Below are 15,264 nucleotides of genomic sequence, written 5' to 3' on the forward strand. Positions count from 1 at the left end.
CCGGTGGCAGGGCCTTTTACCGTCCCGGATGCGATCCGGACTGTTTCATGGTGGAGCGGAGGGGGATCGAACCCCTGACCTCCACGATGCGAACGTGGCGCTCTCCCAGCTGAGCTACCGCCCCATGAAATCGGAGCCAAGTCTAACGGCGCGGCGACGCCAGCGCTAGTGTTTCCCCTCCAGCAATGGCGTCAGCACCGGCTCCAGCGCTTCCTGCCGCCAGCCGGCAAGCGCGTCTGGCCACTCGCCGTGGTCAAGCAGGCTTTCCAGGTGCTTGCGCGAGGCGAGCACGCCGGCCGGCAGGTCGAGTTCGACACTGAGCTTCGCGACGGCGTCCTGCAACGCGCGCAGGCGTGTTTTGTCGCGCTTCTCCGCCAGTCGCGCATCCGGTGCGTCCGCTTCGTCGTCGACAGGGGTGCGTAAGGCATTCCATATGATGTCGGTCAGTTTGCGCGGTGCCTTGGGATGGCCGTCGAGCAAGTCCTGCAGCGCTGCAGTGCCGGTGGGCTGCTCCCGCGCGACCAGCAAGGCCAGCTCGTTGTCGAGGATCCAGCCCCGCGGGCGGTCGGTCTCGCGTGCGTAGCGGTCGCGCCAGCGCAACAGCCGGATCGCGCTGCGTTGGGCATCGGGATCCAGGAACTGCGAGCCGCGCAGGGACAGGTGCGGCCAACGCTCCAGCCCGTCGGCATCCGCGTTGGCAAGCGTGCGCTCCGCGTCCGCAGCGAGCCAGTCGCGGCGGCCCTGCTTCTGCAGCATGCTTTCCAGCACATCGTGCAATTCGAACAGATGGCGGACGTCGTCGGCGGCGTATTCCAGCTGCGATGCCGACAGCGGTCGGCGCAGCCAGTCCGAGCGTGTCTCGCCCTTGGCCAGCGGCACGCCGGTGATGCTTTCCACCAGCTTCTGGTAACCCATGCCGCCGCCCACCCCGGTCAGCGAGGCCGCCAGCTGGGTATCGAAAAGCGGGCGCGGCAGCGCATCACACGCGTGCTTGAAGGCGACCAGGTCCTCGCTGGGGCTGTGCATGATCTTCAGGATCGTCGTATCGGCCAGGATCGCCGCGAGCGCTTCATTGATGCCCGGCGCCAGGCTGTCCACCAGCAGGATCTCGAGCTGTCCGTCGCGCTCCAGCGCGATCTGCACCAGCGCCAGTTTCGGCCAATAGGTGCGTTCGCGGATGAATTCGGTGTCCACCCCGATGCGCCGGGGTCCGTGGGCGAGGCTGGCGCTGAGCTGCTCGGGAGAGTCGATCCAGACGGGAGATGAGTCGGTGGGATGAGGCTTGGCGTTCTGGGAATCTGTCACGTGGAGTAGGCCGGAGACGGGAGTTGCCGGGAGCGGCGACAATAGCCTACTTTCAGCGTGCCCTTATCGGCGCGCCCCACCGCGACAGCCCACGGGCGAGGAGGACGATTGCGCAACCCAGTGCCAGCGGCATCGTCGCGCGCGAAGGGCGTGAAGGCTCGACTTGCAGTGAAAGCTTTGCTGTTGGTGGCCGTCCTGATCGGCTCGGCATGCTCGCGCTCCGGTAACGGTACATCGGTCGACGACACTGCTCCGAGCGGGTCGGTTGCGACCGCCCCGGTGGTCACCATCGGCCCCGACGAGGCCCTGCCTGAGGTCGTGGTGTGGGAAGCGCCTGCCATCGATGTGGATGAGGAAAACACCGGGGAGCTGAAGGAGCTGGCTCGCGTCGCGCTCGAGGAAGGGCGTCTTTTTGGTGGCGAGGCCGATGCCATCCCGCTGTATCTCGCCCTCCGCCAGACGGCGCCGGAGGATGTCGAAATCCGCCAGGGCCTCGGCGATGCGCTCGATGCCCTGGTCGTCCGCGCCGGCGAGGCGCTTGCTGCCGTGGAAGATGATCCATCCGGCTTGCGCCAGGCACAGGAGGTCGGCTCGGTCGTCCGCGTCGTCGCTCCGGAGGATCCCCGGGTCATTGCCTATCTCGATCAGCTGCAGACGGTCGAGCGCGCCCAGGAAGCCAGCCTTCGCGGAGAGCGTGCACTGAACCAGGGCGATATCGGCGAAGTTGGCGATGGAGGAGCGATCGGCTGGTTCCGCCAGTCACTGGAGCTTCGGCCGCGAAATGCGCGGGCCTCCCAGGGGCTGGCCGCCGCGGAGAGCGCGCTCATCCGGCGCGCCGAAAAAGCGGCGGAAGACGATGACTACAACGCTGCAGAGATCTGGCTGGACCGCGCCGCAGAGGTCAGGCCTGACATGGGGACCGTGGATCGCGCACGCGGGCAGATCAACCGCGTGCGGCTCGCCCGCATCGGCAGCCTGCGTGACCAGGGCATCGCTGCCTTGAGCGCTGAAGGTGGCGTGGATGTCGCGCGCGGCCATCTGGCCAACCTCCTGCGCATCGCCCCGGAAGGCAACCCGGCAGCCGTGGAGCTGCGTGAGCGCATCGAGCTGGCCAGCCACTACGGCCTTTTCAGGCCGGGCCAGGTGTTCACCGAAGGGCTCCGACTGGGCGGGCGAGGGCCGGAGATGGTGGTGATCCCTCACGGTGGGTTCCGCATGGGCGCAAGCGAGGATGACGCGGCAGCCACGGATGCCGAGCGACCGGCGCGCAGCATACGCTTTGATCGCGGACTGGCCGTCGCGCAGCACGAAGTCACCGTTGCCGAGTTCCGTCGCTTCGTCACCGCCACCGGGCACACCACGCGTGCGGCGCGGCGCGGCTATTCCACTATCTATGACGAACGCAGTGGCAACCTGGTCCGCCGCAACGGCGTGGACTGGCGACACGACTACACCGGGCGGCCGGCGGCGGATCAATTGCCTGTGATCCACGTCAGCGCCGGCGATGCCGATGCGTATGCCGAGTGGCTGGCCGATCAGACCGGGCATCGCTACCGGCTTCCGAGCGAGGCCGAATTCGAGTACATGTTGCGTGCGGGCAACCCGGGTCCTTATCCGTGGGGAGAAGGTTCGCCTCCGCCCGGCAGCGGCAACTACACCGGTGCCCTGGACGAGTCGCCCAGCGGTCGGCATTGGCGCAATGCTTTCCAGGATTACGGCGACGGTGCCTGGGGCCCCGCGCCGGCAGCAAGCTTCGCACCCAACGGCTACGGCCTGTTCGATATTGCCGGCAACGTCAGCGAGTGGGTCGGAGACTGCTGGCACGGGAGCTATCGACGGGCGCCGTCATCGGCCAAGGCCTGGGTCAATCCCGGCTGCCGCGAGCGGGTGGTTCGCGGTGGTTCCTGGGCCAGCTCGCCGGAGCAGACCCGTTCCTCGTGGCGCCTGGGCAGTGACGCGAACACCACAAACGCGCGGGTAGGCTTCCGCGTGGTGCGCGAGATCTGAGCCGGCAGCACCCCGGCCCCTTTGAGGAAACACGATGAACACCGATCGCATGGGAAATCGGCCCGGACCTGGGCGCCGCCGCGGTGTGGGCGTCCGCTGGTGGATCCTGGTGGCGTTTGCTGCCTTCGCCGCATGGCAGTGGTTTGGCTCGGCCGAGACCGATCCGTACACCGGCGAGACCGCGCATTACGGCGTCAGCACCAGTGAAGAGGTCGACCTGGGTGCACAGGCGTACCGCCAGGTGCAGGCGGACGCGCAGGGCCAGGGGGCACTATTGCCGCCCGATGCGCCGGCCAGCCGCCAGATCCGGGAGATCGCCAACCGCCTGATCGAAAAGGTGCCGCAGGTGACCGCGGATCTCGCCGCGCAGAACCAGCAGCAGGCGCCTACCACCTACAAGGACTTCAAGTGGGATGTGAGCGTGATCCAGTCCGACGAGGCGAACGCTTTCTGCCTACCGGGCGGGAAGATGGCCGTCTACACCGGCCTGATGCCGATTACCCAGACCGAGGACGCGATGGCGGTCGTGATGGGGCACGAGATCGCCCACGCGCTGCTGCGGCACGGCTCGCAGCGCATGGCACAGCAGAACCTGGTGCAGATGGGCCAGATCGCGGCGAGCATGGCCGTGGACGGCATGGATCCGCAGCAGCAACAGGCGGTGATGGCTGCACTGGGCGCCGGCGCGCAATACGGGCTGATCCTGCCGTACGGTCGCAACCACGAAACCCAGGCAGATGAAGTCGGTCTGATGCTCGCTGCGGCGGCCTGCTACGACCCCCGTGCGGCGGTGCCGTTGTGGGAGCGGATGTCGAAGCTGGGGGGTGGTTCGCGCCCACCGGAATTCGCCTCCACCCATCCGGATCCGGACAACCGCATCCAGACTTTGCAGGGGCTCATGCCGCAGGCGGTGGGGTTCTACGAGAAGTACTGCGGCGGCGCGCTGCAGTAGGGGCTGCGATCAGGAATCCGACGGCTCGTCGGTCTTGCGCTCCGACCTGGGCGCCTGGCCGACGCTGGCCGAGAAGTTCTTCTGGAACTCTTTCCACAGGGTCATGTTGCGCTCGGTGAGCTGATTCATCATCGTCCACGGCGTCTGGCCCAGGACGTTGCCCATCTGCTTGCGGAACTGCTGCTGCTGGTCCAGAAACGCCTGCATCGACTGCTCCAGGTAACTGCCCATGTAGCCCTGCAGCGAGTCGCCATAGAAACGGATGATCTGGCTCAACAGCTCGGTGGAGAGCATCGGCTCTCCATCCTGCTCGTGCTCGGTGATGATCTGTAGCAGCACCTGGCGGGTGAGGTCATCGCCCGATCGCGCATCCACCACCTCGAACTCCTCGCCGTCGACGATCAGCTGGCGCACATCCTCGATGGTGATGTAGCTCGAGATGCGGGTGTCGTAGAGACGCCGGTTGGGATACTTCTTGATGACACGCTTGGATGACATCGACAGGTCGCCTGCAGCAATGATGCCCCGCAGCATGGCGGAGCAACCGGAGCCTTGCAACATCGCCAGAGGTGCAGGCGAGGTTACCAACCCATGTATTGGCCACCGTTTGCCGACAGGTTCGCGCCGGTGATCCAGCCGGCCTCCTCGGGGATGAAGAAGCTGACCGCGTAGGCGATTTCATCGGGCGTACCGAGCCTGCCGGTGGGGATCTGGGCGATGATCTTCTCGCGGATTTCCTCCGGTACCGCCATCACCATCTCGGTGCCGATGTAGCCTGGCGATACCGTATTGACGGTGATCCCCATCCGCGCGTTTTCCTGTGCAAGCGAGATCGTGAAACCGTGCATGCCTGCCTTGGCCGCGGCGTAGTTGGCCTGCCCGTACTGGCCCTTCTGACCGTTGATCGAGCTGATCTGGACGATGCGGCCCCATTTGCGCTCACGCATACCTTCGATGACTGCGCGGGTGATGTTGAAGCACGAGTTGAGGTTGGTGCAGATCACCTCGTCCCATTGCTGCGACGTCATCCGGTGGAACGTGGCGTCGCGCGTGATGCCGGCGTTGTTGACGAGGATGTCGACCGGCCCGAGCTGTTTCTCGATGTCCCGGACCATGGCGGCGCCCTGCTCCGGGCAGGACACGTCGCCGGCGGCGAGAACGACGTCATATCCTTCTGCCTTCATTTTTTCCTGCCAGGCGCGTCCACGGGCCTCGTCGCGGTAGTTGGTCGCCACCTTGTGCCCCATCTTGCTGAGCCGCTTGACGATTGCGGTACCGATTCCGCCGGTACCTCCGGTGACCAGGGCGATGCGTTGCGACATGGTGTTCTCCTAGATGAGGGCCGGTGGGCTTCCGGGTGGGGCCAGGCGGGTGATGGCTGGCCCGGTGGTGTCGGGGTGGGGCCCTAAGGTGTATCAGAGCGTCAGCGTTTGTGCGAGGTCGCCGCCGGTTCACTCCGTGCTGGTTTGACCGGGATCCGGCCAGGTTCAAAGTTCGCGACGGCCTGTTCCAGGAGCGTCTCCACGTCGGCGGCGTCGAGCAGGCACGCGACATCCTGGCCCAGCATCCTCCACGCGCTGCGCAACGCGGGAACCGGATCGGAAGGGTCCAGTGGGTGGGCCCGCTCGGACTTGGAGAGCTTCCTCCCGGCCGCATCGAGCAACAGCGGCAGGTGGGCGTAGCGTGGGGTCGGCAGACCCAGGGCGCGTTGCAGGAGGATCTGGCGCGCGGTGGATCCGATCAGGTCCGCGCCGCGGACCACGTCGGTGATGCCCTGCGCTGCGTCGTCGACCACGACCGCCAGCTGATAGGCCCAGCATCCATCCGAGCGGCGGATGACGAAATCGCCGACCTCGCGCTGGACGTCCTGCTGTACGTGTCCGCGGATCCGGTCGGTGAAGGAGATCGCGCTGTCATCGGCGACACGGAAGCGGGTCGCCGGGTCGCGCCGGTCCGATCGTGCCACGCAGCGGCGATGGATTCCCCCGACCGCGGCCAGTTGACTGCGGCTGCAGTGGCATTCGAAGGCGGCCCCGGCGTCGAGCAATTTTTCCAGTGCCTGCTGGTAGAGCGGTTCGCGGTGCGACTGGTATACGACCGGCGCGTCGGGGCGCAGCCCGAAAGCGCTCAACGCCGAGAGTTGCGCGGCGGCGGCGCCGGCGACTTCGCGGGTGCGGTCGACGTCCTCGATGCGGACCAGCCATTCACCGCCGGCCGAGCGGGCGAGCAGCCAGCTTCCGAGCGCGGACAGCAGCGAGCCCGCATGCAGTGGCCCGGTGGGTGAGGGCGCGAAGCGGCCGCGGTAGCCACTTCGCGGCACGACCGCGCGCGGGTCCGGTCGGTCGGTCACCAAATGCGGACAGTCCAAGTCTGACGCCATGGTGTCTCAGGATCGCTGGCTCTTGAATTTGGCCTGAGCGTGCCACAGATTGCGGTACGGCTGCGCAACCCGCGCAGGTAAGGAAAGTGTCGATGTTCAAGCGGATCGGGTTGTTCCTGGCCACCAACCTGGCGGTGATGGTGCTGTTGGGCGTGGTACTGAGCGTGTTGCAGGGCGTTTTTGGCATCCGGCTGGGTGACAACGGCACCTTGCTGGTGTTCGCGATGATCTTCGGCTTTGGCGGTTCACTGATCTCGCTGATGATTTCCAAATGGGCGGCCAAGCGCTCCACCGGGGCACAGGTGATCGAGACGCCGCGCAACGAGGCCGAGCAGTGGCTGGTTGCCACGGTGCGCAGGCAGGCCGAGGCTGCCGGGATCAAGATGCCGGAGGTCGCGATCTATGAGGCGCCGGAGATCAATGCCTTCGCCACCGGACCGACCCGCAACAATTCGCTGGTGGCGGTATCCACCGGCCTGCTGGGCTCAATGAGCCGCGACGAGGCGGAAGCGGTGCTTGCGCACGAGGTCAGCCACGTTGCCAACGGCGACATGGTGACGATGGCGCTGGTGCAGGGCGTGCTCAACACGTTCGTGATCGTGGCGGCCCGGATCGTCGGCAGGATCGTCGACAGCTACCTGAGCGGCAACCGCGAGAGCAGCGGCGTCGGCTTTGGCTACTACATCACCGTGTTCGTGCTGGACATGGTGTTTGGCCTGCTGGCGAACATGATCGCGATGTGGTTCTCGCGCTACCGCGAGTTCCGCGCCGATGCCGGCGGCGCCAGCCTGGCCGGTCGCGACAAGATGATTGCCGCGCTGCAGAAGCTCGGCCAGAACAACGGCGTCAATACCTTGCCCAATCAGGTGGCCGCGTTCGGGATCAGCGGCGCGGTCGGCCATGGCATGCGCCGCCTGCTGCTCAGCCACCCGCCGCTGGAGGAGCGAATCAACGCCCTGCGGGCGCGGGCGGACACGGTGCGCACGGTGGCCTGATCGACTCTTTTCAGCAAAAGGAAAACCCGCCATCTGGCGGGTTTTTCTGTTTGACCGCTTTGCTCCAGCGGCTGGGACCTCTCAACCGAAGGTGTAGTCCATCTCCGGCCCGGCGGCGGCAAGGAACTGGCCCTGCGCGTAATCGATTCCGGCAGCGAACAGCACGCTCATGCTGGCCGCGTCCTGGACGAATTCGGCGATCGTCTGTGGCCCGGTTTCGCGCGCCTTCGCTGCGATCTCGCGGATCCGTGCCTGGTATTCGGGGTTGGCCGGCAGGTCCTCCATATAGCTGCGGTCGAGCTTGAGGAACGCCGCGTCAAAGTGGCTCAGCAACTGGAAGGAGTTCAACCCGCTGCCGAACTGCTCCAGGCCTACGCGCACCCCGAGCCTGGCCATCTGCTGCTGGAAATCCTTGGCGGCCTTGAGGTGGGTGAATACCTTCGACTCGGGCAACTGCAGGACCAGCAGGGCGCCATCGGCCTCGAACTTGGCCAGACGTTCGGCGACGTGCTGGGCCAGGCTGTCGTCCTGCAGGGACACCTCACTGATGCGCACCATGAGGGTCGTGCGGTGACCGGCCTTCATGCGCGCGCCGATCGCATCGATGGCCTTGCCCACCACCCAGCGATCGATCTCCCACAACAGTCCGTGTTCCTCGGCAATGGGCAGGAACGCGGGCGGCGGCACCAGCTCGCCGTGTTCACCGAGCATGCGCAGGTAGGCGTCGTAGATCTCGATCGGCTCGCCGTGCAGGCCGATCAGCGGCTGGTAGTGCAAGGTGAAGCGGTCCCCGTCGATGGCGTCGCGGATCCGGGTCACCCAGGCCTCGATCCGCTCCTGCTCGGCACGGTCGACCGCTCCGGGGTCGAAGATGTCAATACGGTTGCCACCAACGGCCAGGTTGGCCTGCACGGTTTCATGCGCCTTGCCCAGCACTTCGGTGACGCTGGCGATCTTCTGCCCGATCTGGACGCCGCCGATGCTGACGGTGGCGGTGAGCGAATGCGCCTCGGTCTCCAGCACATGATTGGCGAAGGCCGCGCGGATCGACTCGGCCAGCGCGGTGGTGTCGTGGTAGTCGCTGTCCGGGCGCAGGACGGCGAACTGGTGTTCGCCGAAGCGCGCGGCAATGTCGTTTTCGCCCAGCGCGCTCTGCAGCCGCTTCGCGCACGCCGCGATCAACTCGTCGGCTGCGTCAAGGCCTATGTCCTGCAGCAGGTGGGCGTAGTGGTCGGGCTCGACCAGCAGGAACCCCTGGCGGCCCGCGTCACGGGCGGCATCGGTAACCGCATCCTCCAGCGTGCGCAGGAAGCTGGCACGATTCAGCAGGCCGGTGACCTGGTCGCGATGGCGCAGCTCCTCCACCTCGCGCGCCAGCTCCGGATCCAGCTCCTGGCGGCGCAGCACGACCTGCTGGCAGGCCTCGCCCTCGTAGCTGGCGGAGGTGAACTCCATGACCGCCGGGAAGCCGGTGCCGTCCAGCGTGCGCGCTTCGATCTCATGGCGCGGCGGCGGCGCCTCGCCCTTGCCCAGGCGCTTCAACAGGTCGCGGAATTCGTCGATGTGCTGCGGCGCAATCAGGTCCAGCAAGGACATCCCCTCGATGTCCTCGAAGGACTCGAAGCCGAAGATCTCCAGATAGGCGCTGTTGGCGCGGATGTGCATGCCCTCGTGCACGTAGGCGATCGGGTCGCGCGAGGAGTCGATCAACGCGTCGCAGCGGCGCTCGGTTTCGCGCACCTGCGATTCGAGCCGGCGCAGAGCGCGCCGGGCTTCCAGGTCACTCCACTCGCGGCGGATCACCGCTTCCATGTGCGCGGGCTGGTCACGCAGCACGGTGGCGTGGATTCCCAGGTTGCTCATCTGGAGCATCTGTTCGGCATCCATGGTCTCGACCATGGCCACCATCGGCAGGTCCTTGCCGCTGCTGCCCACCTGGGCAACCACCTGCTCCAGCGGGATCGCTTGCGAGCTTCGGGCCACCAGCAGCAGGTCCATGGGTTGGGTGGCGAGCAGCCCGGCGAGTGCGTCGGCGGTCTCCGGGCGGCTGGGACGCACTGCGATCCCGCTGTTGCGCAATGTGTTGGCGATGGCCTCGGCATCGTCGACGCTGTCGTCGACGATCATCAGGCGCAGCGTCTTGTCCTTCCCCAATTGCATGTGCGTTCCTTCCCGGTGCTTGGAGGGCGAGTATCGCGCAAGAGTGTCACCCAAGACTTGCGTCGGGTCACTTCGTGCCTCCTGGCGTCCAGCGGACCGTGCTACCCAGCTTCCCAGCGGTCTCCGTCCGTCACCGCAGCCAAGGGGCGTTTGCCGCTATCGCCGGCCACCTCGCGTACGAGGCGCGGGACCAGATAACCCGAGAGGCGCGCGGCCAGCTGCGCATGCAGTTCCAGCGCACGCTCATCGCTCACCTCAAAGTGCGCGGCACCCTGCACGCGGTCGAGCTGGTGCAGGTAATAGGGCAGCACGCCTGCGGCGAACCCGCGCTCACTCAGGGCCGCCAACGCATCCACCGAGTCGTTGACGCCGCGCAGCAGCACGGCCTGGTTGAGCACCGTGGCGCCGGCGCCGCGCAGTCGAGCGACCGCCGCGTCGACGTGCTCGTCGAACTCGTTGGCGTGGTTGGCGTGCAGTACCACCGCGACCGGCCAGGGCAGGTCGGCGAGCCATTGGACCAGTTCCGCATCGACCCGTTCGGGCAGCACAACCGGCAGCCGGGTATGGACGCGCAGGCGGCGAATATGCGGAATGTCCGCCAGGGTGTCCGTCAGCGCGGCGAGTTTCGCGGTCGACAATGACCAAGGATCGCCGCCGGAAAGGATTACCTCGTTGATGTCCGGGTCGGCGGCAATCGCCGCGACCGCATCGCCCCAGCCTCCGATCGACGCGTTCTGCTCGGCGTAGGGGAAGTGGCGGCGGAAGCAGTAGCGGCAATTGATCGCGCAACTGCCGGTGGCGACCAGCAGGGCGCGGCCGCGGTACTTGCGGATCACCCCGGTGCCGGCGTTGGCCGGGCCGTCGCCCACGGCGTCCAGGCTGAATCCAGGGCTCGACTGCATCTCCGCATCCAGCGGCAGCACCTGCCGCAGGAGGGGGTCATTCGGATCGCCGCGGCGCATCCGCGCGATGAACCCGCGCGGCACGCGCAGCGCAAACTGGCTCGCCGCGGCGTCACTGATGCCCAAGCGGTCAGGGTTCAGGCCGAGCAGCCCTGCCAGCTCGCGCGGATCGCGCACCGCGTCGCGCCACAACTGTTGCCAACGTTGCGGCGCGGGGTCTGACTGTATGGGCGAGGGGCCTGCGGTTATCATTCGTATCCAGATTTGCCTGCAACCGGTCCACCGGGTGCAGCCGTCCATTCTAGCGGGCCGTCACACACGCGGCCCCGGCACCCGGCTTTCCACCACACTCCAGGAGTTCCCGATGGCCACCTATGGCTTGAACGACGTCAAGAACGGCCTGAAGATCCTCATCAATAATGAGCCTTGCGTCATTACTGATACGGACTTCATCAAGCCCGGCAAGGGCCAGGCTTTCACCCGCGTGAAGTACCGCAGCATCAAGACCGGGCGTACCCAGGAAGTCACCATGAAGGCGACCGACTCGCTGGAAGGCGCGGACGTGATGGATACGGACATGCAGTTCCTGTACACCGACGGTGAGCACTGGCACTTCATGGATCCGGAGTCGTTTGACCAGGTCCAGGCCGACAAGAATGGCGTGGGTGATGCGGCCAAGTGGCTCAAGGGCGAGGAAGACTGCGTCGTGACCCTGTGGAACGGCAACCCGATCTTTGTCTCGCCGCCCAACTTCGTCGACCTGAAGATCGTCGAGACCGATCCGGGCGTGCGTGGTGATACCTCCGGCGGCGGCGGCAAGCCGGCAACCCTGGAGACGGGCGCCGTCGTGCGCGTGCCGTTGTTCGTGGCCCAGGACGAGATCATCAAGGTCGACACGCGCTCCGGCGAATACGTCAGCCGGGTCAAGTAATGAGCGATACCGCGCCGCGCGAATGCGACCTGCTGATCGAGGCGGGCTGGGTGGTCCCGGTCGCACCCGGCAATGACGTGCTGGTGGATCACGCCGTCGCCATATCCAACGGCGCGATCGTCGGGTTGTTGCCGACGGCCGAGGCCAGGCAGCGTTTCCACGCACGCGAAACGGTGGCGCGCCCGGGCTCGGTGCTGATCCCCGGCCTGGTCAACGCGCACACGCACAACCCGATGACGCTGCTGCGCGGCATCGCCGATGACCTGCCTTTGATGGTGTGGCTGCAGGAGCACATCTGGCCGATCGAGGCCGAGGTCATCGGTCCGGAGTTCGTCGCCGACGGAGTGACCCTGGCCGTGGCGGAAATGCTTCGTGGCGGTACCACCTGCGCCAACGAGAACTACTTTTTCCCCGACGTGCAGGCAGCGACGTACCAGAAGCTCGGCTTCCGCGCGCGGGTCGGCCTGCCGGTCATCGATTTTCCCACCGCCTGGGCGAAGTCGGATGGGGAGTACTTCGATCGCGCCATCGATGTCCATGACCAGTGGCGGGATAACGCACTGGTGACGATGGCCTTCGTTCCGCACGCCCCCTACACCGTCTCCGATGCCAGCTTCGAGCGGATCCGGATGCTGTCCGACCAGCTCGACATCCCGGTGCACCTGCACACGCACGAGACCGCGCACGAGGTCGAGGAGTCGCTGCAGAAGTACGGCCAGCGTCCCTTGGCCCGCCTGGAACGGCTCGGCCTGGTCAATGACCGACTGATCGCCGTGCACATGACCTCATTGACCGATGCCGAGATCGGCCTGTGCGCCGAGCGCGGCGTCAGCGTGGTGCACTGCCCCGAATCCAACCTCAAGCTGGCATCCGGTTTCTGCCCCGTCGGCAAGCTGGAGCAGGCCGGCATCAACATCGCCATCGGCACCGACGGCGCGGCCAGCAACAACGATCTGGACATGTTCGGCGAGATGCGCACCGCCGCGCAGCTGGCCAAGGCCGTCGCTGGAGACGCGACCGCATTCAGTGCCGTCAGCGCGTTGCGGGCCGCGACCCTGGGCGGTGCGAGGGCGATGGGGCTGGAGGACAGCATCGGCTCGATAGAGGTGGGCAAACGTGCCGACCTGGCGTGCGTGGATCTGCAGCAGATCGAAACCCAGCCGCTGCACGACGTCGTCTCCCAGGTGGTGTATGCCACCGGCCGCCATCAGGTCACCGATGTCTGGATCGACGGCAAGACGCGCATGCAGCAGCGCGAACTGGTCGGCATGGATTGCCAGGCACTGATTGCCAACGCGCGCCAATGGCGCACCCGGATCGCCGCGATCCAAGCTTGAACACCCGGAGTTCCACCCGATGAGCACCACCGACAGCGTGCGCGATGACAACTTCAGCCAGGCCGAGCTGGACAAGTTCGGCGCCCTGGCCAGCCGCTGGTGGGATCCGCAGGGCCCGCAAAAAGCCCTGCACGCGCTCAATCCGCCGCGCCTGGCCTATGTGGCCAAGAGGGCGGCGCTGGCGGGGAAGCAGGTGCTGGACATTGGTTGTGGCGGCGGTTTGCTGAGCGAGGCCCTGGCAGGCGAGGGCGCACACGTCACCGCCATCGACCTGGCGCCGGAGCTGATCAAGGTCGCCCGCCTGCATGCCCTGGAAAGTGGCGCGGATGTGACCTATCGCCTGCAGTCGGCCGAGTCGCTGGCCGCCGAACTGCCTGGCCGTTTCGACGTGGTCACCTGCATGGAGATGCTCGAGCACGTGCCCGATCCAGGCGCGGTCATCGACGCCTGCGCGACCCTGCTCAAGCCCGGCGGCCAGCTGTTCCTTTCCACGCTCAACCGCACGCCGGCCGCGTTCGCGCTGGCGATCGTGGGCGCGGAGTATGTCGCCGGCGTGTTGCCCAAGGGAACCCATCGATACCGCGACTTCATCAAGCCCTCCGAGCTGGGCAGCTGGCTGCGCGCCGCCGGCCTGCAGCTGGAGGACGTCAGTGGCCTGATGTACGAGCCCTGGCGCAACGCCGCCCGCGTGACCAGTCGCACCGAGGTCAACTATCTGGCGGCAGCGCGCAAGGCGGCTTGAACGTGTTGTTCCCCAAGGTGGTCCTGTTCGACCTCGACGGTACCTTGCTGGACAGCGCGCCGGACATGCTGGCGACGATCAACGGCATGCGCGCGGCGCGCGGACATCAAGCGATGACGCTCGCCGAACTGCGTCCGCACGTTTCCAAGGGCGCCCGCGCCATGGCCGCAGCGGCGTTTCCAGAGGTTGATGCGGACGAACGGGAGAGCTGGATCCCGGAGTTCCTGAGTCGGTACGAGCAGGAGCTGGGACTGCATGGCGCTCCGTTCGACGGCATCGAGGCGGTGCTGGGAACGCTGGAGTCGGCCGGCACGGTCTGGGGCATCGTGACCAACAAACCCGAGTACCTGGCGCAACGACTGATTCCCATGCTCGGCTGGCAGGAGCGCTGCGCGGTGCTGATCGGCGGCGACACCCTGGCTACCCGCAAGCCCGACCCGCTGCCGCTTGTGGTTGCCGCCGAGCGGATCGGCGTGCCCGCTGAGTCGTGTATCTACGTGGGCGATGACGAGCGCGACATCATCGCCGCGCGCGCCGCCGGGATGCCGTCGGTGGTGGCGCTGTGGGGTTACCGCCTGGATGGTGACGACCCGGCCGGGTGGGGGGGAGATGTCTTGCTGCGCGACCCGCATTCGCTCGCCGATCCGTCCAGCTGGCCGGCGATCCGATGAGCGACTCAGACAACGCCCCGGGTGATGAGCGTCCTGCCGACGCGCGTGATGATGGTTCGGCCGCGCTGGCCGACTTCCTCGCAAAGTGGCGCGGCCGGTGGCCCGAGTGGAGCATCGCGGAGGTATTCGTTCCTGCCGACCAGCGCGACGTAGCCCTAGCGTGGGCGACCTTGCAGCAGGAACTGGTCGACGCGGCCTGGGGCGGGTCCGACCCGATTCCCGGCAAGGCCAAGCTCGGATGGTGGCAGGAAGAATTGAGCGGCTGGACCCGGGGCGCACGCCGCCATCCCCTGGCCACCGTGCTCCAGGCCTTTCCGGCGCCGTGGCAATCGCTGGCGCATGCGCTGCCGGCACTGGCCGACGCGCGCGAACGACCGGCGAACGTCGCCGCCGCGTTCGATAGGCTGGCACCTTTCGCAAGCGCCGTGGCCCAGGTGGACAATGCCCTGTTTGATACGCGCGCCGTTCCCGGCGACGAGCGGGTGGTTGCGGCGAACCTGCTGAACTGGCGGATGGCCCACGAGGGCGACGGCGGCGTACCTCTGGACATGCTCGCCCGCGCCGCCGATGGGGATCCGGTCGCCGTGTGGGCAGCAGAGCTTCGCCGGCAATGGCCCACCACCCGCTCGGGCGCCCCTGTGCGACGGATCTGGTCGGCACTCGCTCGTGAGAGGCTGGCGACCCATGGTGCGACCGCGCCCTTGCCCGCGGTAAAGACGCTCTGGACCGCGTGGCGATCGGCCCGAGATTGAGCGGGGCGCGCATCCGCGTGTAGCTCCTTCGCGTGAATCTCCTCCGCGCGTATCTCCTCGCGCCGCCGCGCGTTTGACGTTTTCGTGTGTTATTCGCCGTATTTGCCGGCTATGCTTCGGATCAGTGCGC

The 15,264-nt window shown here is 66.9% G+C and carries 14 protein-coding genes and 1 tRNA gene; 8 read left to right on the top strand and 7 right to left on the bottom strand.

Annotated features, from left to right (window positions below):
* Nucleotides 1-48: 48 nt before the first annotated feature.
* Together INQ42_RS04935 and rnd are read right to left on the bottom strand one after the other, a co-directional pair.
* Nucleotides 49-124, bottom strand: a tRNA-Ala gene (locus INQ42_RS04935).
* 41 nt (nucleotides 125-165) lie between these two features.
* Nucleotides 166-1,305, bottom strand: a complete 1,140-nt coding sequence (gene rnd / locus INQ42_RS04940; RefSeq protein WP_407070786.1) for a ribonuclease D — start codon at nucleotides 1,303-1,305, stop codon at nucleotides 166-168.
* Between the two features lie 168 nt (nucleotides 1,306-1,473).
* On the opposite strand from rnd, the gene INQ42_RS04945 reads away from it, so the two are divergent.
* Both INQ42_RS04945 and INQ42_RS04950 read left to right on the top strand, forming a co-directional pair.
* Nucleotides 1,474-3,312 carry an SUMF1/EgtB/PvdO family nonheme iron enzyme gene (locus INQ42_RS04945; RefSeq protein WP_228064437.1) on the top strand — a complete coding sequence of 613 codons (1,839 nt, stop codon included), beginning with the start codon at nucleotides 1,474-1,476 and terminating at the stop codon, nucleotides 3,310-3,312.
* A 34-nt stretch (nucleotides 3,313-3,346) separates the two neighbouring features.
* Nucleotides 3,347-4,264, top strand: a complete 918-nt coding sequence (locus INQ42_RS04950; RefSeq protein ID WP_194035392.1) for a M48 family metallopeptidase — start codon at nucleotides 3,347-3,349, stop codon at nucleotides 4,262-4,264.
* A gap of 9 nt (nucleotides 4,265-4,273) precedes the next feature.
* On the opposite strand, the gene phaR is transcribed toward INQ42_RS04950, so the two are convergent.
* The 3 genes from phaR to gluQRS all read right to left on the bottom strand — a co-directional run bounded on the left by phaR (nucleotide 4,274) and on the right by gluQRS (nucleotide 6,614).
* Nucleotides 4,274-4,762: a polyhydroxyalkanoate synthesis repressor PhaR gene (gene phaR, locus INQ42_RS04955; protein WP_043958875.1), complete on the bottom strand. Its 489-nt coding sequence runs from the start codon at nucleotides 4,760-4,762 to the stop codon at nucleotides 4,274-4,276.
* 83 nt (nucleotides 4,763-4,845) lie between these two features.
* A complete protein-coding gene (phbB, locus tag INQ42_RS04960) occupies nucleotides 4,846-5,586 on the bottom strand; it encodes an acetoacetyl-CoA reductase (protein ID WP_194035393.1) in 741 nt (246 codons plus the stop codon).
* 101 nt (nucleotides 5,587-5,687) lie between these two features.
* Nucleotides 5,688-6,614 carry a tRNA glutamyl-Q(34) synthetase GluQRS gene (gene gluQRS, locus INQ42_RS04965; RefSeq protein WP_228064438.1) on the bottom strand — a complete coding sequence of 309 codons (927 nt, stop codon included), beginning with the start codon at nucleotides 6,612-6,614 and terminating at the stop codon, nucleotides 5,688-5,690.
* Between the two features lie 122 nt (nucleotides 6,615-6,736).
* Between gluQRS and htpX the strand changes: the two genes are divergently transcribed.
* Nucleotides 6,737-7,639 carry a protease HtpX gene (gene htpX, locus INQ42_RS04970; protein WP_194035395.1) on the top strand — a complete coding sequence of 301 codons (903 nt, stop codon included), beginning with the start codon at nucleotides 6,737-6,739 and terminating at the stop codon, nucleotides 7,637-7,639.
* Nucleotides 7,640-7,720: 81 nt separating this feature from the next.
* Here the strand turns inward: htpX and INQ42_RS04975 are convergent, their stop codons facing one another.
* Both INQ42_RS04975 and epmB read right to left on the bottom strand, forming a co-directional pair.
* The gene (locus tag INQ42_RS04975) at nucleotides 7,721-9,799 is read right to left on the bottom strand and encodes an EAL domain-containing response regulator (RefSeq protein WP_194035396.1); all 2,079 of its coding nucleotides are present in this window, start codon (nucleotides 9,797-9,799) and stop codon (nucleotides 7,721-7,723) included.
* A gap of 101 nt (nucleotides 9,800-9,900) precedes the next feature.
* Nucleotides 9,901-10,953, bottom strand: a complete 1,053-nt coding sequence (gene epmB / locus INQ42_RS04980) for an EF-P beta-lysylation protein EpmB (protein WP_194035397.1) — start codon at nucleotides 10,951-10,953, stop codon at nucleotides 9,901-9,903.
* Between the two features lie 112 nt (nucleotides 10,954-11,065).
* Here epmB and efp point away from each other — a divergent pair, with 112 nt between their 5' ends.
* The 5 genes from efp to INQ42_RS05005 are packed head-to-tail and all read left to right on the top strand — an operon-like array spanning nucleotide 11,066 to nucleotide 15,134.
* Entirely contained in the window at nucleotides 11,066-11,632 is a 567-nt protein-coding gene (gene efp / locus INQ42_RS04985; protein WP_194035398.1) for an elongation factor P, read from the top strand.
* Complete coding sequence (locus INQ42_RS04990; protein ID WP_194035399.1) at nucleotides 11,632-12,969, top strand: TRZ/ATZ family hydrolase; 1,338 nt, start codon at nucleotides 11,632-11,634, stop codon at nucleotides 12,967-12,969. The genes efp and INQ42_RS04990 overlap by 1 nt, the downstream gene beginning before the upstream one ends.
* A 19-nt stretch (nucleotides 12,970-12,988) precedes the next feature.
* Nucleotides 12,989-13,711 carry a bifunctional 2-polyprenyl-6-hydroxyphenol methylase/3-demethylubiquinol 3-O-methyltransferase UbiG gene (gene ubiG, locus INQ42_RS04995; protein WP_194035400.1) on the top strand — a complete coding sequence of 241 codons (723 nt, stop codon included), beginning with the start codon at nucleotides 12,989-12,991 and terminating at the stop codon, nucleotides 13,709-13,711.
* A gap of 2 nt (nucleotides 13,712-13,713) precedes the next feature.
* The gene (locus tag INQ42_RS05000) at nucleotides 13,714-14,382 is read left to right on the top strand and encodes a phosphoglycolate phosphatase (protein ID WP_194035401.1); all 669 of its coding nucleotides are present in this window, start codon (nucleotides 13,714-13,716) and stop codon (nucleotides 14,380-14,382) included.
* Nucleotides 14,379-15,134, top strand: a complete 756-nt coding sequence (locus tag INQ42_RS05005) for a squalene/phytoene synthase family protein (RefSeq protein WP_194035402.1) — start codon at nucleotides 14,379-14,381, stop codon at nucleotides 15,132-15,134. Before INQ42_RS05000 ends, INQ42_RS05005 begins: the two co-directional genes overlap by 4 nt.
* Nucleotides 15,135-15,264: the final 130 nt, after the last annotated feature.

The organism is Lysobacter avium, from assembly GCF_015209745.1.
GTDB lineage: Bacteria > Pseudomonadota > Gammaproteobacteria > Xanthomonadales > Xanthomonadaceae > Novilysobacter > Novilysobacter avium.

Coding starts and splice junctions, on each gene's coding strand:
- INQ42_RS04950 (WP_194035392.1), top strand. CDS start 3,347: ATGAACACCGATCGCATGGGAAATCGGCCCGGACCTGGGCGCCGCCGC.
- phaR (WP_043958875.1), bottom strand. CDS start 4,762: ATGTCATCCAAGCGTGTCATCAAGAAGTATCCCAACCGGCGTCTCTAC.
- phbB (WP_194035393.1), bottom strand. CDS start 5,586: ATGTCGCAACGCATCGCCCTGGTCACCGGAGGTACCGGCGGAATCGGT.
- htpX (WP_194035395.1), top strand. CDS start 6,737: ATGTTCAAGCGGATCGGGTTGTTCCTGGCCACCAACCTGGCGGTGATG.
- INQ42_RS04975 (WP_194035396.1), bottom strand. CDS start 9,799: ATGCAATTGGGGAAGGACAAGACGCTGCGCCTGATGATCGTCGACGAC.
- epmB (WP_194035397.1), bottom strand. CDS start 10,953: ATGATAACCGCAGGCCCCTCGCCCATACAGTCAGACCCCGCGCCGCAA.
- efp (WP_194035398.1), top strand. CDS start 11,066: ATGGCCACCTATGGCTTGAACGACGTCAAGAACGGCCTGAAGATCCTC.
- INQ42_RS04990 (WP_194035399.1), top strand. CDS start 11,632: ATGAGCGATACCGCGCCGCGCGAATGCGACCTGCTGATCGAGGCGGGC.
- ubiG (WP_194035400.1), top strand. CDS start 12,989: ATGAGCACCACCGACAGCGTGCGCGATGACAACTTCAGCCAGGCCGAG.
- INQ42_RS05005 (WP_194035402.1), top strand. CDS start 14,379: ATGAGCGACTCAGACAACGCCCCGGGTGATGAGCGTCCTGCCGACGCG.